This is a genomic window from Nonomuraea jiangxiensis (assembly GCF_900099965.1).
GTDB lineage: Bacteria > Actinomycetota > Actinomycetes > Streptosporangiales > Streptosporangiaceae > Nonomuraea > Nonomuraea jiangxiensis.
Genome location: NZ_FNDJ01000012.1, coordinates 249,417 through 274,547, shown reverse-complemented (window position 1 = coordinate 274,547; position 25,131 = coordinate 249,417). Strand labels below are relative to the sequence as shown.

Genomic DNA, 25,131 nt, shown 5'->3' with positions numbered 1-25,131 from the left:
GTTACTGCTTCTTCTTGATCATGCCGAGTTGCATCCACACCCCGGCGGGCAGGCGCAGCAGGTCGCTGTCCTGCGCGGGCCAGCCGGTGAACCGGCTGGTGTTGACGAACTGCGTGTTGACGTAGTCCCAGAGCTGGATGGCCGGGAGGTCCTGGTTGGCCGCCATGGCGAGCTGCGCCATGATCGGCTTGGCCTCCTCGGGCGAGGCCGCGTTGAGCTTGGCGGTGAGCTCACCCGGGTTGATCTTGCCGACGCCCTGGACGTCGAGCTCCTCCGGGCCGCCCATCCAGTTGCCGGCCTTGCCGGGGGCGTTGTGGGTGACCTTGCCCGCGACGTTGGTCCAGCCGTTGGGGGTGCCGTAGAGGCGCTGGAAGATGTCGTACGGTGCCGGGCCCAGGGCCATCAGCCAGAAGCCCACGTCGTACTTGCCGGCTGCCAGCTCCTCCAGGTAGATCGGGTAGTCGGCGACGGTCACGACCTCGGCGTTGACGCCGTTCTCGATGAGCTGGCTCTTGATGTTCTCCTGCGCGGAGATCCAGTCGGAGAAGCCGGAGGGGGCCGTCATGGTCACCGTCCACGGCGAGCCGTCGGGCAGCGTCCACTTGCCGTCCTTCTGCCGCAGGCCGGCCTCCTTGAACTCCGCCGCCGCCTTGGCCACGTCGTGCGGGTAGGGGTTGAGCTTGGACAGCTCGGGGCCGATCCATTCCTGGGCGGGCTTCTGGTGGATGCCGGAGGTCGTCAGGGCCGGGGTGCCGCCCTCGGGCGAGGCCACCTTGGTGACCTGCGCGCGGTCGATCAGGTAGGCCAGGCCGCGGCGCACGTGCACGTTGTCGTACGGCTTCTTGCTCTGGTTGAACGCCATGCCGACGGCCACCGGCGAGAAGCCCTTGATGATCTCCGAGCCCGGGGCGTTCTTGATCCGGGTCATCACGTCGGTGGGGGCGGCCGTGAAGCCGGAGTGGTCGAGCTTGCCGGCGCTCAGGTAGTTCCACACCTGCTCGTTGCCGCTGTAGTTGAGGAACTTCACCTGGTCGGGGGTGACGTTGGCGGCGTTGTAGAAGTACTTGTTCTTGACCAGCAGCGCCTCGCCCGGGTTCACCCGCTCCAGGGTGAACGGCCCCGCCGAGACGTCCTTCGGCGGCGCGAAGGCGAGCACCTTCTGGCCGATGGCGAGGATCTCCTCGCGGTCCTTGTCGGCCGTCGCGCCGGTGCCCCGGGAGGCCTTGAGCTTCTCCCAGAAGTCGGCGGGCAGCAGGCTGCCCCAGATGTGGGCCGGCTCGACCCAGTTGTCGATGACGCCGCGGGCGAACTTGCTGCTGGGGTTCGCCATGTCCTGGGTGACCTTGACGGTCTTGTCGTCCACGATCTGCACGTCCGCGGCGGCGCCCGCCGCGCCCGGCGTGAGGGCGAACGCGGTGCTGCCGGTGGTGTAGGCGAGCCCGATGGACATCTTGACGTCCTCGGCCGTGACCGGCTTGCCGTCGGACCACTTGGCGTTCGGCTGGATGTGCAGGGTGATGGAGGAGTTGTCGGGCGCGATTTCCCATTTGGCCGCGATGCCTGGGTAGAACTGGTTCGGGTCGGTCAGGGAGTTCTTGACCCAGCCCAGCTTCATCGCGTTGTAGCCGATGAAGGAGTTGCCCTTCGGGTTCCAGATATTGGCTGGGGCGCTCGCGTCGAGGCCGGGTCTGCTCACGTCGATCGTGGTGAAGAGCCCGCCACCGCCGCCAGGGCCGCCGGACGTGTTGGTGGTGCCACCACTGCACGCCGCAGTAGCGGTGGCAAGGCTCGCCAACGCCACTACCGCTGCCAGTCGCTTCATGTGCCGCTCCGGGGAATGTCGGACCAAAAGTGGATCAGTAGGAGTTGACCGGACCCTACGATCGCGGCCGATCGGCGTCAATAATCTCCAGAGGTTGTGAGGTTAATGTAACTTTCCTTCATGAGTGTACGAAGTGGTACTAAGTTCCACCAAATAATTGGTCAAGCCACGACCAGGACGGCAGCCCCGTTGACCTGGTCCGCGGCCAGATCGGACAGTGCCCGATCGGCCTCTGTGAAGGAGTAGGGCGTCGTGGTCACCCGCGGCGGATGCGCCAGTGCCAGTGCCAGGTAGGCCCGCCCGTCGGCCCTTGTGTTGGCGGTCACGCTGCGCACGGTGCGCTCCTGGAACAGGTGCCGCTCGTAGTTGAGCACGGGAATGTCCGTGAGGTGGATCCCGGCAATCGCCAGAGTACCTCCCCGGTCAAGTGCCTCCAACGCGGGCGGGACCAGCGTCCCCACCGGCGCGAACAGGATCGCCGCGTCCAGCGGCTCAGGCGGCCGGTCGCCTGCCGAGGCCGCCCCCAGCTCCAGCGCCAGCTCCCGGGAGGCGGCGGATCTGGTGACGGCGTGCACGACGGCGCCCTGGGCGATGGCGGCCTGGGCGGTCAGGTGGGCCGAGGCGCCGAACCCGTAGATGCCCAGCCGCCCGCCGGGCGGCAGGTCGCACCGCGCCAGCGCCCGGTATCCGATGATCCCGGCGCACAACAACGGGGCCAGCCGCTCGGCGGGCGGCTCGTCGGGCAGGGGGTAGACGTAGCCGGACGGCGCGACGACGTATTCGGCGTACCCGCCGTCGGCGTCCCACCCGGTGTAGGCCGAGTACGGGCAGAGGTTCTCCATGCCCCTGCGGCAGTAGCGGCACGTCCCGCAGGTGGAGCGCAGCCAGGCGACCCCCACCCGCTCATCGGTGCCCACCACGCGCCCGACCACCTGGTGCCCGGGCGTGGTGCGGGGCCGCTTCGGGGGCAGATCCCCCTCCGCCAGGTGCAGGTCGGTACGGCACACGCCGCACGCCTCCACCCGTACCAGCACCTCGCCCGGACCGGGCGTGGGCACCTCCCGCTCGACCGCCACCAGCGGCCGTGACGCCATCGGTCCCGGCCGGTCCACCACCCAGGCCCGCATGTCAGGACAGCCGCGAGAAGGCCAGCGCCGCGTAGAGCGCGGTGCCGTCCGGCAGCACCGCGTCGTCGAAGAGCGCCTCGGGCGAGTGGTTGTACGGCGCCGTCGCCGGGTCACGGTCCGGCGGGCACGCGCCCAGGAAGGCGAAGGCCCCCGGCACGGACTCCAGCACGTACGAGAAATCCTCCGAGCCCATCACAGGGTTCGGCGTGACGAAGAAGCGCCCGGCCCCGAACAACTCCTCGGCCGTGCGCCCGACGAAGGCCGCCTCGTCCTCGTTGTTGACCGTCACCGGGTAGCCCATCCCGAACGACGTCTCGACCCGCAGCCCGTGCGCCGCCGCGACGCCCTCCACGACCTCCACCAGCCGGCGCTTGATCAGCCTCCGGTTCTCCTTGCTGAAGGTGCGCACGGTGGCCTCGAACATGGCGTCGTCGGGGATGATGTTGTCCTTCGACCCGCCGTGGAAGGTGCCCACGGTCACGACGACCGGGTCGAACACGTCGAACGACCTGGTCACCATCGCCTGCATCGACACCACCATCTCGCAGGCGGCCTGGATCGGGTCCAGCGCCCGGTGCGGGGTCGAACCGTGCCCGCCACGGCCCTTCACCGTGACGCAGAACACGTCGGCCGCCGCCATCATCGGCCCGGGCCGCGCCGAGAACAGCCCCGGCGGCAACATCGACGAGACCACGTGCATCCCGTACGCCGCCACCGGCCGCTCCCCGGCCGCGTCCAGCACGCCCTCGCCGATCATGTGCTTGGCGCCGTCGTGGCCCTCCTCGCCCGGCTGGAACATGAAGATGACGTCACCCGCGAGCTCCTCCCGCCGCGCGCTGAGCAGCCGGGCCGCGCCCACCAGCATCGTGGTGTGCAGGTCGTGGCCGCAAGCGTGCATCTGCCCGGGTGACTCCGACCGGTAGGGCAGGTCGTTCTTCTCCATCACCGGCAGGGCGTCCATGTCCCCGCGCAGCAGGATCGCGGGTCCCGGCCTGCCACCGCGCAACACCGCCGTTACGGAGCTCAGGGCGGTGCCCGTCTTGATCTCCAGGGGCAGGCCGTCCAGCGCCGCCAGCACCTTCTCCTGGGTGCGCGGCAGGTGGAGGCCGACCTCCGGCGTGGTGTGCAACGAGTGTCTGAGCTGGATGAGTTCTTCCCGCATGTCCTCTGCGGATTCAGTGAACGACATGGTTCACATTGTTCACGTACCAGGCAGGAAGTCGATAAGGCGCGCTCGGTACGATGTCCGGGTGACTCAGGGTAAGCGGATCGATTCTTGGTTGTCCGACATGGACGGCGTACTCGTCCACGAGGGGCGGCCGGTTCCCGGCGCGGACGAGTTCGTCAAGAGGCTCAGCGAGTCGGGCAGGAGGTTCAGGATCCTGACGAACAACTCGATCTACACCCGGCGCGACCTGTCGGCGCGGCTGAGCGGCGCCGGCCTGCACGTGCCGCCGGAGTCCATCTGGACCTCCGCCCTGGCCACCGCCCAGTTCCTGGACGACCAGCGGCCCGGCGGCAGCGCGTACGTCATCGGCGAGGCGGGCCTGACGACGGCGCTGCACGAGGTCGGCTACGTGCTCACCGACAGCCAGCCCGACTACGTCGTGCTGGGCGAGACCCGCACCTACAGCTTCTCGCAGATCACCCGGGCCATCCGCCTCATCGAGGGCGGCGCCCGCTTCATCGCCACCAACCCCGACCCCATCGGCCCCTCGACCGAGGGCTCCCTGCCGGCCTGCGGCGCCGTGGCCGCCCTCGTCACCAAGGCCACCGGGGTCGAGCCCTACTTCATCGGCAAGCCCAACCCGCGCATGATGCGCAGCGCGCTCAACGAGATCGAGGCGCACAGCGAGACCACGGCGATGATCGGCGACCGCATGGACACCGACATCGTCTCCGGCATGGAGGCGGGCCTGTTCACCATCCTGGTGCTGACCGGCGTGACCCAGCGTGAGCAGATCGACCGCTTCCCCTACCGGCCCTCGCTGGTGGTCGACTCGGTGGCCGACCTCGTCGACCTCATCTGAACCTGACCGGCCCTGACAGGTATGCGTGGCAGGGTGACGTGGCATGACCCGCGTTTACCTGGAGAGCGGCCCGAAGAAGGTCTTCGCCTGCGCGATCGACTGGCCCGGCTGGTGCCGGATCGCCGCAGGCGAGGAGGCGGCGCTCGACCGTCTCATGGAGTACGTCCCGCGTTACCGCGTGGTGGCCGCCCGCGCCGGGCTGGACTTCTCGCCCGGGGACCCGGTGGTGACCGGGCGGGTGCCGGGCAGCCAGACCACCGACTTCGGCGTGCCGTACACCGTGCCGGACCTGGACCTGGCGCCCGTACCGGCCGATGAGGCCGAACGCGGCGTCGCCCTCATGCGGGCCGCCTGGGCGCTCTTCGACGAGACGGCCGGCGGGTCCCCGGAGGAGCTCCGCAAGGGGCCGCGGGGCGGGGGACGGGACCTGGCGAAGATGGTCGCCCACGTGGAGGAGGCCGAGCGGGCCTACGCCAGGAAGCTCGGCGTCCGGCACCGGCCGTACAGGTCGCGGGCCGACCGGGACGCCATGCGGGAGGAACTGGCCGAGGCGCTCTCCCACCCCTGGGAGCCGCCACTGACCACAGGCTGGCCGCCCCGCTACGGCGTCCGCCGCATCATCTGGCACGTCGTGGACCACCTGTGGGAGATCGAAGACCGGACATGACCCCGACCCCACCCGGGTGGAAGAAACCACTCCCGGCCGTCGCGGCCGGGTCATGCGATCTTGAACTCTCTGCAACCATGTGCTTACAGAAAGTGGGACCCGGCTACTATCACTAGCCAGGTCCCTTCTCGCACCCTAGAGGAGGGCACATGAACGTGCAGGCCGAGATCCGGAATTTGGACGTCCGGCTGCGGAAGGTGGAGGGTCTCATGGTGTCGGGTGGACTGGTCTCGGATCACAGCAAGGAGCTCGATCGGCACAATGGAGTCCTCTACGACATGAACGATCGCATCCGCGTGATGCAGACCGACATCACGGCGATGCGGGGGGACATCACCGTGATGGGGGGCGACATCGCGGTGATGCAGGGCGACATCACCGTGCTGAAGAGCGACCTCGCCGATGTCCACAAGGAGCTCAAGGGCGAGATCACCGAGGTCCGCACGGAGATCGCGAGTGTTCGGACCGAGCTCAAGGGTGAGATCGCCGAAGTCCGGGCCGAAGTCGCGAGTGTCCGGACCGAGCTGAAGGGCGAGATCGCCGAAGTCCGGGCCGAGGTCGCGAGTGTTCGGACCGAGCTGAAGGGCGAGATCGCCGAGCTCCGGACCGAGGTGAAGGGTGATATCGCCGATCTGGGGTCCAAGCTGGATCGGGTGCTGCGGAAGTTGGGCGCGTAGCCGTCGTCGCGGCGGCTGGGTGGTCGAATCGGGAGCCGTCACCCCGTGCGCGGGGTGGCGGTTTCGGTGTGGTGGGGTGGGTTTTGCTTACGGACTGCGACCAAGTGGTGACGAGGGGAGGGTGGCTCGGGATAGATTGGTCACGTTCCTTCGTGGCGATGCAGGGCGATACAGAGGTGGCGTGCGTGGACGTACGGGCGGAGATCCTCGATCTGAAGCTCCGTGTGGAGACCCTCGAAGCCACCATGCGCTTAGGCGAGGCGGCGTCGAGGGAGGAGCGGGGCCGGGAGGAGGGTCTCCTGGGTGAGATCAACGACCGGACCAAGCACCTGCAGTCGGAGATCGCCGCGATCAGGGCCGGGATGGCGACGTCCAGGGTCGAGGTGGCCGAGCAGTTCGCGGCCGTCGAGACCGAGGTGGCGGCGATCCGGCGAGAGGTGAACACCCGGCTCGCCGGCACGGAGGCCGACGACACGTGGATCCGGACGGAGATCGCCGACCAGTTCGCCTCCGTGCGGTCCGAGATCGAGCAGGAGTTCGGCTCCGTCCGTTCGGAGATGACCGATCTGGGTATCAAGCTCGATCGGCTGTTGCAGGAGAGCGCATAGTCGCGTCGTGCGCTCCAGGCGTCCAGAATGGTAAGTGGGACACAGCGGACACCGGGTCGCATATCGGAACCCTCTATGACCGGTATGTCCTTCGGGTAGCCTAACCTACGGTACCGTAACCTGAAGGAGAAGATCTTTTATGGCGATGACTCAGACGGAGCTGCTGCACGAGCTCGAGCCGGTAGTCGCGGTGGAGCTCGACCGCCATCACACGATGGCCAAGGAGTGGTTCCCGCACGAGTACATCCCGTGGAGCGAGGGCCGTGACTTCGACGGCGTCTACGGGGGCCAGGCCTGGCAGGAAGGCGACTCGAAGATCCCCGAGGCCGCCCGCGTCTCGCTGATCGTCAATCTCCTCACCGAGGACAATCTCCCCAGCTATCACCACGAGATCGCCACCACGTTCGGCCGCGACGGCGCCTGGGGGACCTGGGTTCACCGGTGGACGGCCGAGGAGGATCGGCACGGTACCGCCCTCCGTGACTATCTGACCGTCACCCGCGCCGTCGACCCGGTCGCCCTGGAGCGGGCCCGCATGCACCACATGGAGAACGGGTTCGTCAGCGATTACGACACCATGCTGCACCAGCTCGCGTACGTCTCGTTCCAGGAGCTGGCCACCCGCATCGCGCACCGCAACACCGGCAGGGCCTCCGGCGACGAGGGCTGTGAGCGGCTGCTGGCCAGGATCGCCGCCGACGAGAACCTGCACATGCTCTTCTACCGCAACCTGCTCAAGGCGGCCTTCGAGCTCGACCCCAACCAGACCATGCGTTCGGTGACCGACGTCGTCACCACGTTCCAGATGCCGGGCACGGGCATCGAGGGGTTCGCCCGCAAGGCCATGATCATCGCGAACGAGGGCATCTACGACCTCCGTCTGCACCTCGACGACGTCCTGATGCCGGTGCTGCGGCAGTGGTCGGTGTTCGAGAAGACCGGGCTGGACGACGAGGGTGAGCGGGCCCGCGAGGAGCTGGCCGCGTTCCTGGCCAAGACCGAGACCACGGCGGCCAGGTTCGTCGAGCGCAGGGAAGAGCGCCGGGCCCGCGCGGCCGCCACCGCGGGCTGACCGGTCGCCACGGGTGAACTGATCGGCGGGGCGCGGAGCTCCCCGCCACGATCGCGACTCGCCGGGCGGGTGGACCGCCGAACCCTGTGCGCCTCTTGACCGGGGGATGGTCTTGGCATCCCGGGCATCGGGCAGGTTTTCCGTACACACCGGAAGCCTGGGGAGCAAGGGTGAAAATCATCGGGATCGCCGCCAGCCTCCACGCGGGGTCGTTCATCAACAGACTGCTGGAAGCGGCGGGCGGCGAGTTGCCCGAGGGCGTGGATTTCGAGGTGTGGCAGGGGCTCGGCGAGATCCCGCCGTACACCGCCGGGCCCGCCGTCCCGGCCTCCGTGCGCGAGTTGTCCAGGCTGGTCGCGTCGTCCGACGCCGTACTGGTGACCGCTCCCGAGCACAGCCTGCTGCCGGCCGAGCTGACGTACGCGCTGGACTGGATGGCGGCCCTGGGCGAGCTGTCGGGCAAGCACGTCGCGGCGATGAGCGCGAGCGCGCGGGCCTGCGGCGCCATGTGGGCCCAGGCCGAGCTCTACAAGCAGTTGCAGGGGGCGGGGGCCGTCGTCATGGGGGCCGAGCTGGTGATCTCACCGGTCTGGCCCCACTTCGACGAGGACGGCCATCTGACCTCGCCCGACCTGAGGGCGCAGGTGCGGGCCGTGATCGGGCAGCTCTGCCCGGCCCAGGTGCTGGAACCCGCGCTGTCGCTCTGAGCCAGGCCGGGCGGCCCGTCAGGGCTCGCGGCGCAGGCGCTTGAGGTCGGAGCGCTGCTTCTTGGCGGCGATGCGGCGTTCGACGGCGCCCCGGCTGGGCTTGGTCTTGCGGCGGTGCTTCGGGGGCGGGGCGATGGCCTCGCGCACGCGCTGCGCCAGCCGGTCGGCGGCGGCCTCCCTGTTCCTGAGCTGGGAACGGTGTTCGGAGGCGGCGATGGTGATCGTGGTGACGCCCAGGCGATCGAGTGCCCTGGCCTTCAGCTCGGGCGGCAGCGCGGTCGTCGCGGCCACGTCGAAAACCAGCTCCACACGGCTGTCCGTGGTGTTGACGCCCTGGCCGCCCGGGCCTGACGAGCGCGAGAAACGCCAGACGAGCTCGGCGTCGGGAATGACGACCGAGTCGTTGACGACCAGCGGGCCGGGCATGCGTGGGGCTCCTGTTCACGATGTGCGCCGTTGATGCGGATATCACCGTACATGGGTGACATATGCCGTTCGCAACGGCATTTCCAAGCTACGCCGTCGCTGCGAATATGAAAGGAACACCACACAGGAGAGGCGAATTCCATGCAGCCTGTTTCGGCGGCGCAGGTTGGCTTCACCGTGGTGCTGGCCATCGTCTCGGCGGTCGGGTTCCTGCTGCTGCGGTGCCAGGGGAAGGGGCGGCCGTTCGGGCCGGCGGGGCGCCGGCTCGCCCTGGCGATCACCGTACTGACCGGGTGCGTCTCCGCCGGGGTCGCGCTGGCGGGCGGGGCGCTGCTGAACCAGCACCTGTCCACCCTGCTCGGGGCCATCGCGCCGAGCGGGCTCTGGCTCAGCCAGATGCGGGGCAAGGAGGAGGAGCGGCGGTCGCTGGCGCGGGAGGCGGCGACGTTCTGGCTGGTGTCGCTGCTGGCGAAGCTGGATCAGGCGATGGCCGAGGACCAGCGGATCTGGTGCGAGAAGCGGGTGGACGACTCCTGGAACGTCTACGAGCTCAGCCTGGCCGCCAACCGCTACTACGAGCGCATCGTCGAGCGCCTCTCGCCCGAGGAGCGCCGGCGGGAGCGGGTGCACGCCCGGCTGGAGGCGATCGAGCGGCGGCTGGACGTGGCGGCGCTGATCGAGGACGGGGCGCCCCGGTCGAAGGTCGTCACGGCGCTGAACGGGTCCCGGTACACCCGGCTGGCCCGGTATGAGCGCTATCTGAACGACCTGACCCGGCTGCACGGCGTGCTCAGGCACGACGCGGAGAGCGAGTTGCTGCGGCTGCTGAGCTCGGCCTACCGCGCGGGATATCGCTCGCTGGCCAAGTTCGCGCCGTCGGCGCCGACGGCGCCCTTCACGCGCGGCGGCGAAGCGGCCAGGCGCGCCCGATGACCCCGGGTCCGTCAGGTCAGGGGAGGTCCCGCAGGGCGCTGGAGGAGCCTTCCGCGTCGCCGAGCGTGATGTCCAGGCGGGCGCCGAGCGCTTCGACGACGGCACCTAGCGTGCGGAGGGTCAGGTTTTCGTCGCCGGACAGGATCTGGCTCACCCTGCCGGGCGACACGCCCATCGACGTGGCCAGGTCGGCGCGGGAGATCTTGTGCTCCCGCATGTACCACGTGATCTCGTCGACGACTTCCTGGGCGAGTCCGCCCACCTCGTCACGGGTGCTACGGCGAAGGGCCATCACGGTCTCGCTCTCGACGTCCTCCTGCTGATGCTTTGAGTTTAGCTCTGCCTAAACCTTTAGGCAAGACTAAAGTCGGCCGCCTTTCGGGCCCGCCCCGTCAACGGCCGCGAAACGTCGGGCGCTGGGTGAACATCCCCGACAAGGACGACCGGATCGACTTCCACGCCGCCGAGAAGCACCTGGGTTGCCCGGCACTCGATCCACATCTGCGACCATTCCTTGCATGACGTGGATTGTCTTCGACTACGGCGGCGTCCTGAGCCTGCCCCAGTCCGAGTCCGACGCCGACGCCATGGCCCTGGCGGTGGAGGCGGACCCGGGAGCGTTCAAGCGCGGCTACTGGGAGCACCGCCTGGAGTTCGACCGGGCCACCCTGACGCCGTTCGCGTACTGGTCGGCGGTGCTGGAGCGGCCGGCGACCCAGGCCGAGATCGCCCGCCTGGTCGCCATGGACGTGGCCAGCTGGGCCTACCCCGACACCGGCACCGTCACGCTGCTCGGCGAGCTGATCGAGGCGGGCCACAACGTGGCGCTGCTGTCCAACGCGCCGATCTGCATCGGCGACGGCGTCGACGAGCTGCCGTGGATCGCCGCGATCGACCGCCGCTTCTACAGCGGCCGGATGGGCCTGGTCAAGCCGGACCGGGAGATCTACGACCGGATGGCCGGCGAGCTCGGCGCCGACCCGTCGGAGATCGTCTTCATCGACGACCGTGAGGAGAACATCGAGGGCGCCGCGCGCGCGGGCATGACCGGCGTGCACTTCACCGACGCCACCGCGCTGCGCGGGGCACTGGAGGGAGTGCTCGCGTCCCGCTGATCCGCCCGCTGGGGCAGCCGGGCCGCGCCCGGCGCGTACGTCGAGCAGGACGGCGAGGACGGCGCGGACCGGCTCTGTCATCTCCCGGAGAAACTTCGCGAACAGGACGACCGATGCTGTTCACCCGCGCTTGACTCCACTGTCACGGCGGAGTCAGCGCGACGGGACATACCTGGTGACGTGGACCGCAGAGCCTTCCTGACAGCGGCGACAGCCGGCCTCCTCATCCCGCAGTCCGTCCCCGCGGCGGCCTCGTCGAGAACCCTCAGATCCGATCCCTTCACCCTGGGGGTGGCCTCCGGCGACCCCTCGACCGACGGCTTCGTCCTGTGGACCAGGCTGGCCGTCGACCCGCTCGGCGGCGACGGCCGCGGCGGCATGCCGTCCCGTGACATCGACGTGAACTGGCAGGTCGCCACCGACGAGCGCTTCTCCTCGATCGTCAGGTCCGGCGCCACCACCGCCAGGGCGCGCGACGCGCACAGCGTTCACGTCGAGCTGAAGGGCCTGGAGCCGGGGCGCGACTACTTCTACCGGTTCAAGAGCGAGGGCCGCCTCTCACCGGCCGCCCGCACCAGGACGGCGCCCGCGGGGGAGAGCACGCTCAACTTCGCGGTGGCCGCGTGCGCCCACTACGAGCACGGCTACTACACCGCCTACCGCCGCCTGGCGGAGCAGGAGCCGGAGCTGGTGGTGTTCCTCGGGGACTACATGTACGAGTACGCCCCCAGCGGCTACACCTCGCTGGCCGGGCGCGTACGTACGCACACGCCCGGCAAGTGCCGGACGCTGGCCGACTACCGGCTGCGGCACGCCCAGTACAAGAGCGACCCCGACCTGCAGGCCGCGCATGCGGTGGCGCCCTGGCTGGTGGCCTTCGACGACCACGAAGTGGAGAACAACTGGGCCGGGCACACCTCCAGCACGGGCGAGCCCGGGTTCGCCAGGCGCAGGGCGGACGCGTTCCGGGCCTACTACGAGAACATGCCGCTGCGGCGGGCCAGCCTCCAGGGGGCGGTGCTGCGGGTGAACCGGCGGGTGTCCTGGGGCACGCTGGCGCGGTTCCACCTGCTCGACACCCGGCAGTTCCGCGACGACCAGGCGTGCCTGGACGGGGTGCGGGCGGGATGCGACACCCGGCTGTCGAGTGACCGCACCCTGCTCGGGGCCGACCAGTGGCGCTGGCTGGAGGAGGGGCTGAGCGGCTCCACCACCCGCTGGAACCTGCTCGGGCAGCAGATCATGGTGGCCCAGCGCGACTTCAAGATCGGTCCGGGCCGGGAGGTCAACCTGGACTCCTGGGACGGGTACGCGGCCGAGCGCACCCGCCTGCTCGACTCGCTGGCCCGCACGGCCAACCCGGTGGTGCTGACGGGCGACGCGCACATGCACCACCTGGCCGAGCTCAAGGCCGACTTCGACGACCCCGACTCGCCGGCGGTCGCCACGGAGCTGGTGGCCTCGTCCATCGCCAGCGACGGCGACGGCTACCGGGACCGGACCTGGATCGCCGAGGCGCTCCAGGAGAACCCCCACTTCTCCTACATCGACCAGCGGCGCGGGTACCTGATGGCGCGGCTCACGCGGGACGAGCTGTCCGTCGACTTCCGGACGCTGGACTACATCTCGCGCAAGGGCGCCAAGGCCAGGACCTCGCACCACCTGAACCTGCCGGCCATCACGGCCGCCGCCGCGGCCGGGCAGGCGGGAGCTCCCCAGGCCGGCTGAACGCCGGCTGGGAGCTTGCTGAGAGTTCGCTCAACGCCGCGGGCCGGCTCCTGGGGGTTCGTCCGGGTTCAGGCGCCCGGCCAGGTCCCGTCGGGGAACTCGCCCGAGGTGCCGCCCGACATGACCACCTGGTCGTGCTCGCCCAGTCCGGAGGTGACCTCGACGTACTGGTCACCGCGTACGCCCGTCTTGACCACCTTCGACGAGTCGTGGCCGCCGGCGCGTACCGTGACCACCTGCGTGCCGTCCGACCTGCTGCGCACCGCGGCGGCGGGCACATAGATCGCGTCCTCGGCCTCGTCGGTGGTGATGGTCACCGAGGCGGTCTGCCCGAGCATGAGCCCGGCCGGGGCTTCGTCGAAGGCGAGGGTGACCGAGTAGCGGACGAGCCGGCCGTCCACCGTCGCGGTCGGCGCGATCGCGGTCACCGTGCCCGAGTAGCGCTCGCCGGGTCGGGTGGCCAGGGTGACCTGGGCGCTCTGCCCGAGCTTGAGCCGGTTCACATCGGACTCGGTGACCATGGCCTGGACCTGGAGCTCGTTCAGGTCGCCGAGGCTGACGAAGGTGCCGGTGCCGGCCGTGTCGCCGACGCCGCCCGCCACCGACAGCACGGTTCCCGCCGCCGGGGCCACGATGCGGGTCGCCCGTACGCCGTCCGCCGCTTCTTCGAGTGCCCCCTCCGCGCGGTCCACGTTCGCGGTGGCCTGGTCCTCGCTGAGCCCGCCCCTGCCCGCCGTGCCCGCGCCCTGGCCGCAGGAACCCGCCGGTCGCGCGCCGCCCGTTCCCCGGTTGCCGGGCCGGGCCGAGGGACCGCCTCCGGACGGCCTGCCGCCGGCGGTCGGTTTCGCGCCGGTGGAGGGCTTGCCGCCGGCGGACGGCTTGCCGGTGGGTGAGGCCGTGGGGGACGGGTTTCCGCCGGTGGGGCCGCTCGTGGGTCCGCCCGTGGGGCCTCCGGTCGCGGGTGGGTGACCTCCCGGCTGTCCGGTGCCGCCGCCGGGCGGGCTGGTGGGGGTGGCGGTGACCGTCGTGGTGACGGTGGCCGTCACGGTGACCGTCACCGTGGGCTTGGGCTCGTGCCCCGGGGGCTCGTCGGTCGGCCCGCCGGTGGGCTCCTCGGTAGGCGTCGGGGTCGGGGTCGGTGTGGGAGTGGGCCGGGGGGTCGGGTGCCCGCCCGCAGGAGAGCCCCGGTGGTGCTCCGGCCGCGTACTCGGGCTCGCGGAGGCACGCTCCGCCGGCCCGAAGACGCCACCGGCCGGACGGCCTTCCGCGCCTCTGCCGACGGGGATGACGACCACCGCACCGCCGGCCTGCGCCCCGCTGCCGGCCGGGACGACGCTCGCCGCGCCGCCAGAGGATGGGCCGCTGCCGGTGGGGGAGCCGGTCGACGCGGCGGCACCGGTCGCGGCACCGGGCGCGGTGCCGGTCGTGGCGCCGGTCGCTGGGCCGGTCGTCGGGCAGGGCGCGGGAGTGCTGTTCGAGGCGTCCTGGGCCTGGTCGAGGGCCTCCTGGGCGGCCGTCAGGTCGGCCTTGGCCGCCTCGTACGCCTCCTTCGCCTTCCGGCTGTCGATCCGGGCCAGTACCTGCCCCTTCTTCACCTTGGTCCCGGCCTTGACGTAGACCTTGGTCAACACCCCCGAGGACCCGAACGCCAGGTCCCGGCGCGATCCGTCCACGGTGTTGCCCGCGGCGCTGACCGAGGACGTGACCTGGCCGCGCTGGGCGGCGGCGAGCCGTACCTGGACGGCGGGCGGGGCGTCGTCGCGCAGCGCCAGCGCCAGGCCGGACCCGGCGACCAGCACCGCCAGGGCGAGCCCGCCCAGCGCGAAAGTCGGTCTCATGGGCGCCCATCCTGGCGCAGCAGGTTCGCGCCAGGCTGCGAGCCGCCTCAGAGTTACCTGTGGGTCCGTCGCGACCGCCGGGTTGTCAGCGAACGTTCAGCTTGCTCGCGGCTGCGGCGCAGCATTGTGTGCAAGGGTCACCGGCTGTGAAGGTGTCGAGAAGGCGCAGAGCGCTGATGACCAACGGAGTGCTGGCCGTGCTCCTGCTGGGCGGTGCCGTGCTCGCCTACGCCCAGCTCGGCACGGGCCGGGCCGCGGGCCAGTCGAACGTGCGTACGGTGGTCGCCACCCGCGGCTCCGTGACCGCCTCGGTCTCCGCCTCGGGCGCGGTCGAGAGCGCGAAGTCCAGGGCGCTGTCGTTCGGCACGACCGGGACGGTCGAGAAGATCTACGTCAAGCCGGGCGACAAGGTGGCCGCGGGCGACCTCCTGGCCCGGCTGGACGACGACGCCGCCCAGGAGAACCTGTCGGCGGCCAAGGCCACCTACGACGGCGCCGTGGACGACGGCACCGACACGGCCCAGCTCAACGCCGCCTACATCAAGGCGCGCAACGCCTACCGCGAGGCCCAGCGAACGGTCGCCGCCACCGTGCTGAAGGCCCCCTTCAAGGGCACGGTCACCGCGGTCAACGGCTCCGTGGGCGGCGCCAGCTCCGGCGGAGGCGACTCCTCCAGCGGCAGCACCGGCAACGCCGCGGGCGGCGGAGGCGCCGGTGGCGCGCAGAAGGCCGGATCCGGCGGGTTCGTGGAGATCGCGGACACCGGCAGGCTGCAGCTCGTCGGCACCTTCACCGAGTCGGACGTGAGCAAGCTCAAGCAGGGCCAGCAGGCCACGATCACGTTCGACGCCCTGCCGGGGGTGACCGCCACCGGCAAGGTCACCCAGATCGAGCCGGTCGCCGCCACCAGCAACAACGTCGTGCAATATCCGGTCACGGTCACCTTCACGAAGGTCCCCAGCCAGGTACGGCTGGGCCAGACGGCCACGGTCGAAGTCGAGACCGGCCGGGCCGACGACGTGATCACGGTGCCCTCCACCGCCGTCTCCACCAGCGGCGGCCGGACCACGGTCACCCTGCTCGTGAACGGCCGCCAGGTCACCACCCCGGTACAGGTCGGCCTGCGGAGCACCACGCTGACCGAGATCAAGTCGGGCGTGTCCGAGGGCGACCAGATCGTGCCGCCCACCTCCACCGGCGGGACGGGCGGCGGCAACCTGCGCTTCCCCGGCGGCGGCGGGGGCTTCCCTGGCGGCGGTGGCGGCGGCGGCGCCAGGCGGGTGGTCACCCCATGACGGATTCCGTGCCCGTCCTGCGCGTACGCGACCTCGTCAAGGAGTACGGCGAGGGCGACGCCAGGGTACGCGCCCTGCGCGGCGTCAGCCTGGACGTCCACCGCGGCGACTACGTCGCCATCATGGGCGCCTCCGGCTCCGGCAAGTCCACGCTCATGAACATCCTGGGCTGCCTCGACATCCCCACCTCCGGCACGTACCTGATCGACGGCGCCGACGTGGGCCTGCTGGACGAGCGCCAGCTCGCCATCCTGCGCAACCGCAGGGTCGGATTCGTGTTCCAGTCGTTCAACCTGATCCCCCGCATGAGCGCGCTGGCCAACGTGGAGCTGCCGCTCGTGTACGGCGGCGTCGGCCAGGCCGAGCGGCGCGCCCGCGCCCTGGCCGCGCTGGACCAGGTCGGGCTGACCGACCGGGTGCACCACGAGCCGAACCAGCTCTCCGGCGGCCAGCAGCAGCGCGTGGCCGTGGCCAGGGCGCTGGTCACCGCGCCCGCGCTGCTGCTGGCCGATGAGCCGACCGGCAACCTCGACACCGCCTCCACCGGCGACGTCCTGCGGATCCTGGACCGGCTCAGCGAGGAAGGCCGCACGATCGTGCTCATCACCCACGAGGACGACGTGGCCTCGCACGCCAAACGGGTGATCAGGCTGGTGGACGGCGAGGTCGTGGAGGACCGCCGGCAGGCGCCGGTGGACGGCCCGCCGCCGCGGCTGCTGGAGGCGGCCGGATGAACCCCTTCGAGATCCTCCGCTTCGCGCTGCGCGGCCTGCTGGCCAACAAGCTGCGCAGCTCGCTGACCACGCTGGGCATCCTCATCGGCGTCGGCGCAGTCATCATGCTGGTCGCCGTCGGCGAGGGCGCCTCGCAGAGCATCCAGCAGAACATCCAGCGCCTGGGCGCCAACACCATCACCATCTCGCCGTCGTTCTCGGGCGGCGGAGGGGGCGGGGGCGGCGGGATGCGCGGGCAGGGCGGCGGCGGCAACACCGGCCCGCGCACGCAGGCCAGGGACCTCAGCCTGGCCGACGCCAAGGCGCTGACCGACAGGACCCTCGCGCCCAGCGTCAAGTCCGTCTCGCCGGTCGTGACCGCCGCCTCCCAGACGGCCGCGTACGGGGCCGCCAGCCACGCCGTCGGGCAGTTCGTCGGCACGTATCCCAGCTATTTCGAGGCCGTCAACAAGCCCGTGGCCAAGGGCACCTACTTCTTCAACGACGACGTGCTGGCCGCCAGGAAGGTCGTGGTGCTGGGCCAGACCGTGGTGGAGGAGCTGTTCGGGACCGTCGATCCGATCGGCAAGCAGGTCAGCGTGTCCGGGGTGCCGTTCACGGTGGTCGGCGTGCTGAAGGAGAGCGGCTCGGCCGGCACGCAGGACGCCGACGACGTGGCCATCGCGCCGCTGCCGGCGGTGCAGCAGAGCCTGAGCGGGTTCGGGCCGCTCGGCTCGATCGTCGTGCAGGCGACGGGGGCGGAGACCACCACGGCGGCGCAGTCGGAGGTCACGGCCATCCTCAACCAGCGGCACGGCACCACGGACGAGAACGCCGACTACCGGGTGCTCAACCAGGCCACGCTGCAGGAGACGGTCAGCCAGGCGACCGGCATCCTGACGGCGCTGCTCGCCGCGGTCGCCGGCATCTCGCTGCTGGTCGGCGGCATCGGCATCACGAACATCATGCTGGTCACGGTCACGGAGCGCACGCGCGAGATCGGCATCCGCAAGGCCATCGGCGCGCCCAGGAGCGCGATCCTGGGGCAGTTCCTGGTGGAGGCCACGTTGCTGAGCCTGATCGGGGGGCTGGCGGGCGTGCTGCTGGCGTTCCTGGGGACCAGGTTCTCCTTCGCCGGCATCCAGCCGGTCCTCGTGCCGTCGTCGGTCGCGCTGGCGCTGGGCGTCTCGGTGGGGATCGGGCTGTTCTTCGGCAGTTATCCCGCCAACAGGGCGGCCAAGCTCAGGCCGATCCAGGCCCTCCGCCATGAATAGCTCGTGCCATGAGTAAGGAGAATGACATGGCCCAGCTCGACTCCTCGCCCTACCCCGACGACCTGCGGGAGGAGCTCGCCGTCCGGCCGCGCGCGGGCATGTCCAAGCTGACGCTGACGCTGGCCGCCGGGGTCGTGCTGGTGGCCGGCATTCTCATCGGCATCCAGGCGGGCAAGGCCGCCGGCGGCCGGGACGTGCCGGCCGCGGCCCAGCAGCGGGGCGGCGGGCCGATGGGCGGCTTCGGCGGCCGGGAGGGCGGCGTCGGCCAGGGCGGGCAGCCCGATGGCGCCCAGGGCGGGCAGCCCGGCTTCGGCGCCCAGCGCGGCGGCGGCCAGCGGATGGGCGCCGCCGGCGGGGGCACCCTGGGCACCGTGGAGAAGGTCGAGGGCGGCAAGGTGTACGTCAAGACGGCGGACGGCACCACCGTCATGGTGCTCACCGACGCCCAGACAGCGGTCACGGTCAGCCAGGCGGGTAAGGTGGCCGATCTCAAGACAGGTGCCACGGTCGTGGTGCGGGGCCGGCAGGGCGAGGACGGCTCCGTGACGGCGGTGTCGATCAACCAGGGAGGGCAAGGAGGCCGGCGATGAGCGAACCCGAGGCCAGGCTGCTGGTGGTCGACGACGAGCCCAACATCAGGGAGCTGTTCTCGGCCAGCCTGCGGATGGCCGGGTTCGAGGTGCTGACCGCGGCCGACGGCATGGAGGCGCTGCGGGTGGCCGAGGAGAGCGCGCCCGACCTGGTGATGCTCGACGTGATGCTGCCCGACCTCGACGGCCTGGCGGTCGCGGGCCGGCTGCGCTCGCGCGGCCGGCGGGTCCCGGTGCTGTTCGTGACCGCCAAGGACACGCCGGAGGACCGGATCGCCGGGTTGAGGCTGGGCGAGGACTACGTGACCAAGCCGTTCAGCCTGGAGGAGGTCATCGCCAGGATCCGCGCGGTGCTGCGCAGGACGCGGCGCGGCGCGCCGGCGCCCAACCGGCTCCGGGTCGCCGATCTGGAGCTGGACGAGGACAACTGCGAGGTCTACCGGGACGGCGTCCCGGTACGGCTGTCGCCGACGGAGTTCAGGCTGCTGCGCTACTTCATGCTCAACGTGGGCCGGGTGCTGTCGAAGACGCAGATCCTCGACCACGTCTGGAACGGCGACTGGCGCACCGACGTCGGCCTGGTGGAGTCGTACGTGTCCTACCTGCGGCGCAAGGTGGACACCGGCGAGATCAAATACCTGCACACGCTGCGCGGCGTCGGCTACATCCTGCGCCCGCCGCGCATCTGAGACGCCCGCTGGTGAAGGCACCGGAGATGAGCACCCCGAGAAGGCGGGTCGCGGCCTGGAAGGACAGGGCGCTGCGGAAGGGCGCGGCGCTGCGCAAGCACCTCGCGCGGGCCCCGCTGTGGCTGCGGCTGGTGTCGGCGACCCTGCTGCTGGTCACCCTGGCCATCACGCTGACCGGGCTGTTCGCCGTGCGGTTGCTGCGCGGCTATCTCGTCGAGCGGGTGGACCAGCAGCTTTCCGCCGCCACCCGCCCGTTCCGGGAGGGACCCCCTGATCCGCCGCCCGAGCCGCCGCGGCCCGCCGGCCGGACGCAACGGTTCTACGGGCTGTTCCACGCGGTGGTCCTGGACGCGAACGGCGCCACGGTCAGGACGATCAGCGAGTCCACCGAGGACCACACCCCCGACCTGCCCAAGCTGACCGGCACCGACGTGCAGCGGCTGCGCGGCCGGCCGTTCACCGTTCCGTCGCGGGTGGAGGGCGGCCCCGACTGGCGGGTGGTCGCCGTGCCGGTACGCGACGGCCAGAGCCGGGTGATCGCCATCAGCCTGGCCGACGCCGAGGCCACGGTCTCGCAGCTCGCGCTCATCGTGGCGGTCGGCGGTGGCGGCACGCTGATCGTGCTCGGGTTCGGCTGCTACTGGGTGGTGCGCCGGAGCCTGCGCCCGCTCGGCCAGATCGCCCGTACGGCCAAGGAGATCGCCGGCGGCGACCTGTCCCGCCGCGTGCCCCTGTGGGCGTCGACCACCGAGGTCGGCAAGCTCGGCCGCGCCTTCAACACCATGCTCGTCAAGATCGAGGCCGCCGCGCGCGAGCGGGAGTCGGCGGCCGAGTCCGCCCGCGCGTCCGCCACCGCCGCCAGGCGCTCCGAGGAGCTGATGCGCCGGTTCATGGCCGACGCCTCGCACGAGCTGCGCACGCCGCTGACGTCGATCAGGGGGTTCGCCGAGCTGTACCGGCTGGGGGAGGACAAGGACCTGGCCGAGGCCGTGCGGCTGCTGAGCCGCATCGAGGGGCAGGCGGCGCGGATGGGGCTGCTGGTGGAGGACATGCTGCTGCTGGCCAGGCTGGACCAGCGGCGCGAGCTGGCCCGGCGGCCCGTGGACCTGCTCAGCCTGGCCGCCACCGCCGTGATCGACGCCCAGACGCTGGCGCCCGAGCGGCGGATCGAGCTGGTACGGCTGTTCGGCGGCGAGGGGGACGTGGTGACGACGGGCGACGAGACCCGGCTCGGCCAGGTGCTCAACAACCTCGTCACGAACGTCCTCATCCACACCCCGGCGGGCACGCCCTTCCAGGTGCGGGTCGGGACCGACGGGGAGCAGGCCGTGGTGGAGGTGGCCGACGAGGGGCCCGGGTTCCCGCAGGAGGTGGCCGAGCGGGTGTTCGAGCGGTTCTACCGGGCCGATCCGGCGCGCAGCGCGGGCGGCTCCGGGCTGGGGTTGTCGATCGCGGCGACGCTGGTGGAGGCGCACGGCGGGGTCATCGTGGCGGAGAGCGAACCGGGCAAGGGCGCCCTGTTCCGGGTGATCCTGCCGCTCTGAGGTGCCCGGTTTTCAGCCGAAGGTGTAGCCGTACAGGCCGGTGCCCTTGCTGAGCTGCCGTACCTTGCCCAGCTTCAGCCCCTTCGTACGCGAGCCGGGCGCGTACATGACCAGCCCCTGGTCGGGCGCGGAGACGACGAGCCCGTACAGCGGCCGCCGCTCCTCCAGCGGCTTGTACCGCTCCCAGCCCGGGAGCATGGCCACCGCGGCGCCGAAGTCCCGGCCTTCGCCCTTGACCAGCAGGTTCCCCTCGCGGGTGAGGCCGCCGGAGGAGCGTCCCGCCAGCACCTGGACCGCCTTCTCGCCGGGCACGCCCACGGCCAGCTCGTCCCTGCCGTCGCCGTTGAGGTCCCCGGCCGCCAGCGACGCCCCGAACCGGTCGTAGTAGCGCGCGATGCCCTCCAGCGTGTTCTGCGACCAGGCCTCGCTGCCGGAGGTGCTCAGGCCGCCGCGGCCGCCGTAGAGCACGTCCACGGTCCCGTCGCCGTAGTCCATGGCCCGCTGGTTCTCGCTGAGCCCCTCGCCGGGCACGCCGATGGCCAGGTCGGCCCGCCCGTCGCCGTTGAAGTCGCCGGTGGCCAGGGCCGCCCCGAACGAGTCCCACTTCTCCGAGGCGCCCGCGATGCCCGGGGTGCTCTGCGTGTACTGCCGAGCCCGCTGCCCGCGCACGTCGATCACCGTGACCGAGCCCTGCCCGTCCAGCTTGACGCTGTCCGCGGGCGCGCCGACGGCCAGCTCGTCCCGCCCGTCGCCGTCGAAGTCACCGGTGGCCAGCGCCGCGCCCCACTGGTCGGTCATGCTCGCCGCCTGCCGCACCCACGCCGTCTTCTGCGTGATCTGGTACGGCTTGCGGCCCCTCATCCCGTAGACCGTCACCGCCCCGCCGGAGCGCTGGCTGGGCGCTCCCACGACCAGCTCGTCGGTGTCGTCCCCGTCGAGGTCCCCGGCGGCCAGCGCGGCCCCGAACCGGTCGCTCGACGGCTTGGCCGGCCTCAGCTCCCTGCCCTTGACCAGCCCCGTGGCGGACCCGTCGAAGATCTGGACGACCCCGTTGCCGTCCGCGCCGGGCACCCGCCGGCCGATGAACTCCTCCGACACGCCCACGGCCAGGTCGGCGCAGCGGTCGCCGTTGAAGTCGCCCACGGCCAGCGCCGAGCCGAACGAGTCGCCGGGCTCCGCGCCGTCCTGGGTGAGCTTGACCTGCTTGCCGGACCCGTACATCACGGTCACGGAGCCGGCCCTGGAGGCGTCGTAGGGGGCTGCCACGGCCAGGTCGGGCCGGCCGTCGCCGTCGAAGTCGGAGGGGTGCCCGGCGCACGATGACGCCGCGGCGGAGGACGTACCGGAAGCGAGGGGAAGAAGCAGGCAGGCGGCCAGGAGAACCTTCATACCGGAAGTAATGTCCAGCCTGCTGGAACCGGGTCTGAACAGCGCGGGAACGGGTCAGGAGGGCAGGATGCACACTCATCCTCCCCGGGGAGCGCCCACTTGCGCGAGATATGATCGTTTGTTGCGAAAGGCCCGTGCCGGCCGGGGTTCCGGGTTGTCCCCGGGCCTCGGGAACGTGCCAGGATAGTCGCGTGAACATCGACCTCGCGGATCTCAACTTCTGGCGCAAACCGCCCAAAGAGCGGAATGAGGCGTTCGCCTGGCTCCGGCAGCAGGAGCAGCCGGTGTTCTTCCCGGAGAAGAAGGTGCCGTTCCTGCGCTCGGGCAAGGGCTTCTACGCCCTCGTGCGGCACGCCGACGTGGTCGAGGCCAGCCGCAACGCCAAGCTCTTCTCCAGCGAGCCCGCCGTGACCAACCCGGAGCCGCCGGGCTGGGTGAAGCAGGTGTTCGGCGAGTCGATGGTCAACATGGACGACCCGCGCCACGCCCGGCTGCGCCGCATCGTCACCCGCTCCTTCAGCCCGCGCATGCTGGCCGGGCTGCAGGACGACATCGAGGCCGCCTGCGCCCGCATCGTGGACGACGTGATCAAGGACGGCCCCGGCGACTTCGTCGAGCAGGTGGCCGCCCGGCTGCCCATCCACGTCATCTGCGACATGCTCGACATCCCGCGGGAGCTGCGGGCCAAGGTCCACCAGCACGTCGACATCTCCACCGCCTACACCGGGGTGCGGCCCAGCCTGGCCCGCAGCGTGCAGCTGGCCGGCCAGAACATGCTGGCGCTGCTCGCCCTGCAGCGCATGGTCATCAAGCTCGGCCACGAACGCGTCGCCCAGCCCAAGGGCGACCTGCTCTCCCTGCTGGTCAACGCCAACCCGGACGGGGAGAAGCTCACCGACAAGGAGCTGGGCTCGTTCTTCGCGCTGCTGCTGGTTGCGGGCAACGAGACGGCCCGCAACACGATGGCCCACGGGATCAAGCTGCTCACCGACCACCCGGCCCAGCGCGAGCTGCTGATGAGCGACTTCGACAAGCACATCAACGGCGCGATCGAGGAGATGGTCCGCTACGTCTCGCCCATCATGCAGTTCCGCCGCACGGTGACCGAGGACTGCTCGCTGCGCGGCCTGGAGCTGAAGCGGGGCGACAAGGTGGTGCTGTTCTACGGCTCGGCCAACCGGGACGAGTCGGTGTTCGACGACGCGGACACGTTCGACATCACCCGCGACACCAAGCCGCACGTCGGCTTCGGCGGTCCTGGGCCGCACTTCTGCCTCGGCGCCAACCTGGCTCGCCAGGAGATGCGTACGATGTTCCGCGAGCTGCTGACCAGGCTCCCGGACATCCGCTCGGTCGGGGAGCCCGAGCTGCTGCTGTCCAACTTCGACAACAGCGTGCGCAGCCAGGCGTTCACCTTCTAGTCCCCGGGGCGCTTCTTAGTCCTCGGTGGCGAGCACGTTCGTCCTGATGGTGAAGAACGTGATCAGCGCCGACACCACCATCATCCCGGCGCTGATCAGCATCGCCAGTTTGAACCCGGCGTCGAAGACCGGCGGCTGCTCGAACGCGTCGCCGACCAGTCCCACCAGCGGCGGCACGGCGGCCACCGCGAGCAGGCTGCCGGTACGGGCCACCGCGTTGTTGACACCGCTGGCCGTGCCCGCGTACCGCTCGTCGGCGCTGGCCAGCACGGTCGCGGTCAGCGGCGCGACGGCCGCCGACAGCCCCAGGCCGAAGACGGACACCGCGGGCAGCACCTGGAACGGATAGGAGGCCCCGGGGCCGATCGTGCTCATCCAGAGGAACCCGACGCCCGCCAGCAGGATCCCGCACGTCATCGGCCAGCGGGGCCCGAAGCGCTTGGCCACCTCCCCGGCCCTGGCCGACAGCAGCAGCATCAGGATCGTCGTGGGCAGCATGGCCAGCCCGGCCGCGATGGGGGAGAAGTGCGACACGACCTGGAGCTGGATGACGAGCAGGAAGAACACCACGCCCATGGCCGCGTACATGATCAGCGTCACCACGTTCACGGCCGTGAAGACGTGGTTGCGGAAGATCGACACGGGCACCAGCGAGTCCGGCGAGCGGCGGATCTGGGTCGCCACGAAGGCCGCGCCCAGCAGCACCCCCGCCACCAGCGGCAGCGGCGCCCCCTTCTGGACCAGCCCGTAGGTGATGCCGGCCAGGGCGAGCGCCGCCAGCACCGAGCCGAGCACGTCGAAGCGCCCCGCGGCCAGCTCGTCCTTGCTCTCCGGCACGTGCCGGAGAGCGACGAACACGATGAGCAGCGCGAACGGCAGGTTGATCAGGAACGCCCACCGCCACCCGGCGGTCTGCACCAGCCAGCCGCCGAGCAACGGCCCGATGGCGCTGGCCACCCCGCCGAGCCCGGACCACACCCCGACGGCACGCGGGCGGTCGTGCCGGACGAACGAGGCCTGGATGATCGCCAGCGAGCCCGGCGTGAGCAGCGCCCCGCCGATGCCCTGCAGCGCCCGGGCCGTGATCAGGAACTCGATGTTCGGCGACAGCCCGCACAGCGCGGAGGCCACGGCGAACCAGACCGTGCCGATGAGGAAGATCTTGCGCCGGCCGTACCGGTCACCGAGGGAACCGCCGAGCAGGATCAGCCCGGCGAGGGTGAGCGTGTAGGCGTTGATCGTCCACTGCAGCCCGTCCATGCCGGCGTCGAGCTCCTTGCCCAGAAAGGGCAGGGCGACGTTCACCACCGTGCTGTCGAGCAGGGCCAGCCCGGAGCCGAGCACGGTCGCTCCGAGGATCCACCGCCCGCGGGCTGACTTGAGCCTGACGTGGCCGTCGGCGGGGGGCTCTTCTGGGCCGGATGTCATGGTTCAATCCTGTCACCGCCCTTTGCCGCCCGATCGCC

At 71.0% G+C, this 25,131-nt stretch carries 24 protein-coding genes; 16 read left to right on the top strand and 8 right to left on the bottom strand.

What is annotated here, in order from left to right:
- Position 1 precedes the first annotated feature (1 nt).
- The 3 genes from BLS95_RS26670 to BLS95_RS26660 form a co-directional block, all read right to left on the bottom strand.
- Positions 2–1,822 carry an ABC transporter substrate-binding protein gene (locus BLS95_RS26670; RefSeq protein WP_090936797.1) on the bottom strand — a complete coding sequence of 607 codons (1,821 nt, stop codon included), beginning with the start codon at positions 1,820–1,822 and terminating at the stop codon, positions 2–4.
- 161 nt (positions 1,823–1,983) lie between these two features.
- Entirely contained in the window at positions 1,984–2,949 is a 966-nt protein-coding gene (locus BLS95_RS26665) for a zinc-dependent alcohol dehydrogenase family protein (RefSeq protein WP_090936794.1), read from the bottom strand.
- Between the two features lies 1 nt (position 2,950).
- The gene (locus BLS95_RS26660; RefSeq protein WP_090936790.1) at positions 2,951–4,138 is read right to left on the bottom strand and encodes a M20 metallopeptidase family protein; all 1,188 of its coding nucleotides are present in this window, start codon (positions 4,136–4,138) and stop codon (positions 2,951–2,953) included.
- 100 nt (positions 4,139–4,238) lie between these two features.
- Between BLS95_RS26660 and BLS95_RS26655 the strand changes: the two genes are divergently transcribed.
- From BLS95_RS26655 to BLS95_RS26630, 6 genes are all read left to right on the top strand, one after another.
- On the top strand, positions 4,239–4,979 hold the full coding sequence (locus tag BLS95_RS26655; RefSeq protein ID WP_425434749.1) for an HAD-IIA family hydrolase: 741 nt from the start codon (positions 4,239–4,241) through the stop codon (positions 4,977–4,979).
- Between the two features lie 43 nt (positions 4,980–5,022).
- Complete coding sequence (locus BLS95_RS26650; protein ID WP_090936784.1) at positions 5,023–5,646, top strand: hypothetical protein; 624 nt, start codon at positions 5,023–5,025, stop codon at positions 5,644–5,646.
- Positions 5,647–5,795: 149 nt separating this feature from the next.
- Positions 5,796–6,323 carry a coiled-coil domain-containing protein gene (locus BLS95_RS26645; protein ID WP_090936781.1) on the top strand — a complete coding sequence of 176 codons (528 nt, stop codon included), beginning with the start codon at positions 5,796–5,798 and terminating at the stop codon, positions 6,321–6,323.
- 158 nt (positions 6,324–6,481) lie between these two features.
- Complete coding sequence (locus BLS95_RS26640) at positions 6,482–6,931, top strand: hypothetical protein (RefSeq protein WP_090936777.1); 450 nt, start codon at positions 6,482–6,484, stop codon at positions 6,929–6,931.
- A 139-nt stretch (positions 6,932–7,070) separates the two neighbouring features.
- Positions 7,071–8,003 carry an acyl-ACP desaturase gene (locus BLS95_RS26635; RefSeq protein WP_090936773.1) on the top strand — a complete coding sequence of 311 codons (933 nt, stop codon included), beginning with the start codon at positions 7,071–7,073 and terminating at the stop codon, positions 8,001–8,003.
- Between the two features lie 170 nt (positions 8,004–8,173).
- Entirely contained in the window at positions 8,174–8,710 is a 537-nt protein-coding gene (locus tag BLS95_RS26630; RefSeq protein ID WP_176993393.1) for an NADPH-dependent FMN reductase, read from the top strand.
- Positions 8,711–8,728: 18 nt separating this feature from the next.
- Here BLS95_RS26630 and arfB read toward each other — a convergent pair whose 3' ends face one another.
- Positions 8,729–9,136: an alternative ribosome rescue aminoacyl-tRNA hydrolase ArfB gene (gene arfB / locus BLS95_RS26625; protein WP_090936767.1), complete on the bottom strand. Its 408-nt coding sequence runs from the start codon at positions 9,134–9,136 to the stop codon at positions 8,729–8,731.
- 141 nt (positions 9,137–9,277) lie between these two features.
- On the opposite strand from arfB, the gene BLS95_RS26620 reads away from it, so the two are divergent.
- On the top strand, positions 9,278–10,069 hold the full coding sequence (locus BLS95_RS26620) for a hypothetical protein (protein ID WP_090936764.1): 792 nt from the start codon (positions 9,278–9,280) through the stop codon (positions 10,067–10,069).
- Between the two features lie 16 nt (positions 10,070–10,085).
- On the opposite strand, the gene BLS95_RS26615 is transcribed toward BLS95_RS26620, so the two are convergent.
- Entirely contained in the window at positions 10,086–10,361 is a 276-nt protein-coding gene (locus BLS95_RS26615) for a helix-turn-helix domain-containing protein (RefSeq protein ID WP_090936761.1), read from the bottom strand.
- Between the two features lie 226 nt (positions 10,362–10,587).
- On the opposite strand from BLS95_RS26615, the gene BLS95_RS26605 reads away from it, so the two are divergent.
- Together BLS95_RS26605 and BLS95_RS26600 are read left to right on the top strand one after the other, a co-directional pair.
- A complete protein-coding gene (locus tag BLS95_RS26605; RefSeq protein ID WP_090936756.1) occupies positions 10,588–11,184 on the top strand; it encodes an HAD family hydrolase in 597 nt (198 codons plus the stop codon).
- A gap of 180 nt (positions 11,185–11,364) precedes the next feature.
- A complete protein-coding gene (locus BLS95_RS26600) occupies positions 11,365–12,912 on the top strand; it encodes an alkaline phosphatase D family protein (RefSeq protein ID WP_090936754.1) in 1,548 nt (515 codons plus the stop codon).
- A 68-nt stretch (positions 12,913–12,980) separates the two neighbouring features.
- Here BLS95_RS26600 and BLS95_RS59125 read toward each other — a convergent pair whose 3' ends face one another.
- Entirely contained in the window at positions 12,981–14,750 is a 1,770-nt protein-coding gene (locus BLS95_RS59125; RefSeq protein ID WP_090936751.1) for an efflux RND transporter periplasmic adaptor subunit, read from the bottom strand.
- Positions 14,751–14,926: 176 nt separating this feature from the next.
- Between BLS95_RS59125 and BLS95_RS26590 the strand changes: the two genes are divergently transcribed.
- The 6 genes from BLS95_RS26590 to BLS95_RS26565 are packed head-to-tail and all read left to right on the top strand — an operon-like array spanning position 14,927 to position 20,855.
- Entirely contained in the window at positions 14,927–16,045 is a 1,119-nt protein-coding gene (locus BLS95_RS26590; protein ID WP_090936748.1) for an efflux RND transporter periplasmic adaptor subunit, read from the top strand.
- Complete coding sequence (locus BLS95_RS26585; protein WP_090936745.1) at positions 16,042–16,779, top strand: ABC transporter ATP-binding protein; 738 nt, start codon at positions 16,042–16,044, stop codon at positions 16,777–16,779. The genes BLS95_RS26590 and BLS95_RS26585 overlap by 4 nt, the downstream gene beginning before the upstream one ends.
- The gene (locus BLS95_RS26580; RefSeq protein ID WP_090936742.1) at positions 16,776–18,032 is read left to right on the top strand and encodes an ABC transporter permease; all 1,257 of its coding nucleotides are present in this window, start codon (positions 16,776–16,778) and stop codon (positions 18,030–18,032) included. Before BLS95_RS26585 ends, BLS95_RS26580 begins: the two co-directional genes overlap by 4 nt.
- Positions 18,033–18,058: 26 nt before the next feature.
- Positions 18,059–18,622, top strand: a complete 564-nt coding sequence (locus tag BLS95_RS26575; RefSeq protein ID WP_090936739.1) for a hypothetical protein — start codon at positions 18,059–18,061, stop codon at positions 18,620–18,622.
- Positions 18,619–19,311 (top strand): response regulator transcription factor, encoded by a 693-nt coding sequence (locus BLS95_RS26570; RefSeq protein ID WP_090936736.1) that lies wholly within the window; start codon positions 18,619–18,621, stop codon positions 19,309–19,311. The genes BLS95_RS26575 and BLS95_RS26570 overlap by 4 nt, the downstream gene beginning before the upstream one ends.
- A gap of 26 nt (positions 19,312–19,337) precedes the next feature.
- Positions 19,338–20,855 carry a sensor histidine kinase gene (locus BLS95_RS26565; RefSeq protein ID WP_245765291.1) on the top strand — a complete coding sequence of 506 codons (1,518 nt, stop codon included), beginning with the start codon at positions 19,338–19,340 and terminating at the stop codon, positions 20,853–20,855.
- A 12-nt stretch (positions 20,856–20,867) separates the two neighbouring features.
- Here the strand turns inward: BLS95_RS26565 and BLS95_RS26560 are convergent, their stop codons facing one another.
- Positions 20,868–22,244, bottom strand: coding sequence for an FG-GAP and VCBS repeat-containing protein (locus BLS95_RS26560; protein ID WP_090936733.1), 1,377 nt, complete (start codon positions 22,242–22,244; stop codon positions 20,868–20,870).
- A gap of 191 nt (positions 22,245–22,435) precedes the next feature.
- On the opposite strand from BLS95_RS26560, the gene BLS95_RS26555 reads away from it, so the two are divergent.
- Positions 22,436–23,665, top strand: a complete 1,230-nt coding sequence (locus BLS95_RS26555; RefSeq protein WP_090936730.1) for a cytochrome P450 — start codon at positions 22,436–22,438, stop codon at positions 23,663–23,665.
- Positions 23,666–23,680: 15 nt separating this feature from the next.
- Here the strand turns inward: BLS95_RS26555 and BLS95_RS26550 are convergent, their stop codons facing one another.
- Positions 23,681–25,093, bottom strand: a complete 1,413-nt coding sequence (locus tag BLS95_RS26550; RefSeq protein ID WP_090936728.1) for an MFS transporter — start codon at positions 25,091–25,093, stop codon at positions 23,681–23,683.
- Positions 25,094–25,131 lie beyond the last annotated feature (38 nt).

What these genes read in the sequence shown, in the direction of transcription:
- BLS95_RS26670 (WP_090936797.1), bottom strand. Translation starts at nt 1,822, where the DNA reads ATGAAGCGACTGGCAGCGGTAGTGGCGTTGGCGAGCCTTGCCACCGCT.
- BLS95_RS26665 (WP_090936794.1), bottom strand. Translation starts at nt 2,949, where the DNA reads ATGCGGGCCTGGGTGGTGGACCGGCCGGGACCGATGGCGTCACGGCCG.
- BLS95_RS26660 (WP_090936790.1), bottom strand. Translation starts at nt 4,138, where the DNA reads ATGTCGTTCACTGAATCCGCAGAGGACATGCGGGAAGAACTCATCCAG.
- BLS95_RS26655 (WP_425434749.1), top strand. Translation starts at nt 4,239, where the DNA reads ATGGACGGCGTACTCGTCCACGAGGGGCGGCCGGTTCCCGGCGCGGAC.
- BLS95_RS26650 (WP_090936784.1), top strand. Translation starts at nt 5,023, where the DNA reads ATGACCCGCGTTTACCTGGAGAGCGGCCCGAAGAAGGTCTTCGCCTGC.
- BLS95_RS26645 (WP_090936781.1), top strand. Translation starts at nt 5,796, where the DNA reads ATGAACGTGCAGGCCGAGATCCGGAATTTGGACGTCCGGCTGCGGAAG.
- BLS95_RS26640 (WP_090936777.1), top strand. Translation starts at nt 6,482, where the DNA reads ATGCAGGGCGATACAGAGGTGGCGTGCGTGGACGTACGGGCGGAGATC.
- BLS95_RS26635 (WP_090936773.1), top strand. Translation starts at nt 7,071, where the DNA reads ATGGCGATGACTCAGACGGAGCTGCTGCACGAGCTCGAGCCGGTAGTC.
- arfB (WP_090936767.1), bottom strand. Translation starts at nt 9,136, where the DNA reads ATGCCCGGCCCGCTGGTCGTCAACGACTCGGTCGTCATTCCCGACGCC.
- BLS95_RS26620 (WP_090936764.1), top strand. Translation starts at nt 9,278, where the DNA reads ATGCAGCCTGTTTCGGCGGCGCAGGTTGGCTTCACCGTGGTGCTGGCC.
- BLS95_RS26615 (WP_090936761.1), bottom strand. Translation starts at nt 10,361, where the DNA reads ATGGCCCTTCGCCGTAGCACCCGTGACGAGGTGGGCGGACTCGCCCAG.
- BLS95_RS26605 (WP_090936756.1), top strand. Translation starts at nt 10,588, where the DNA reads ATGACGTGGATTGTCTTCGACTACGGCGGCGTCCTGAGCCTGCCCCAG.
- BLS95_RS59125 (WP_090936751.1), bottom strand. Translation starts at nt 14,750, where the DNA reads ATGAGACCGACTTTCGCGCTGGGCGGGCTCGCCCTGGCGGTGCTGGTC.
- BLS95_RS26590 (WP_090936748.1), top strand. Translation starts at nt 14,927, where the DNA reads ATGACCAACGGAGTGCTGGCCGTGCTCCTGCTGGGCGGTGCCGTGCTC.
- BLS95_RS26585 (WP_090936745.1), top strand. Translation starts at nt 16,042, where the DNA reads ATGACGGATTCCGTGCCCGTCCTGCGCGTACGCGACCTCGTCAAGGAG.
- BLS95_RS26580 (WP_090936742.1), top strand. Translation starts at nt 16,776, where the DNA reads ATGAACCCCTTCGAGATCCTCCGCTTCGCGCTGCGCGGCCTGCTGGCC.
- BLS95_RS26575 (WP_090936739.1), top strand. Translation starts at nt 18,059, where the DNA reads ATGGCCCAGCTCGACTCCTCGCCCTACCCCGACGACCTGCGGGAGGAG.
- BLS95_RS26570 (WP_090936736.1), top strand. Translation starts at nt 18,619, where the DNA reads ATGAGCGAACCCGAGGCCAGGCTGCTGGTGGTCGACGACGAGCCCAAC.
- BLS95_RS26565 (WP_245765291.1), top strand. Translation starts at nt 19,338, where the DNA reads ATGAGCACCCCGAGAAGGCGGGTCGCGGCCTGGAAGGACAGGGCGCTG.
- BLS95_RS26560 (WP_090936733.1), bottom strand. Translation starts at nt 22,244, where the DNA reads ATGAAGGTTCTCCTGGCCGCCTGCCTGCTTCTTCCCCTCGCTTCCGGT.
- BLS95_RS26550 (WP_090936728.1), bottom strand. Translation starts at nt 25,093, where the DNA reads ATGACATCCGGCCCAGAAGAGCCCCCCGCCGACGGCCACGTCAGGCTC.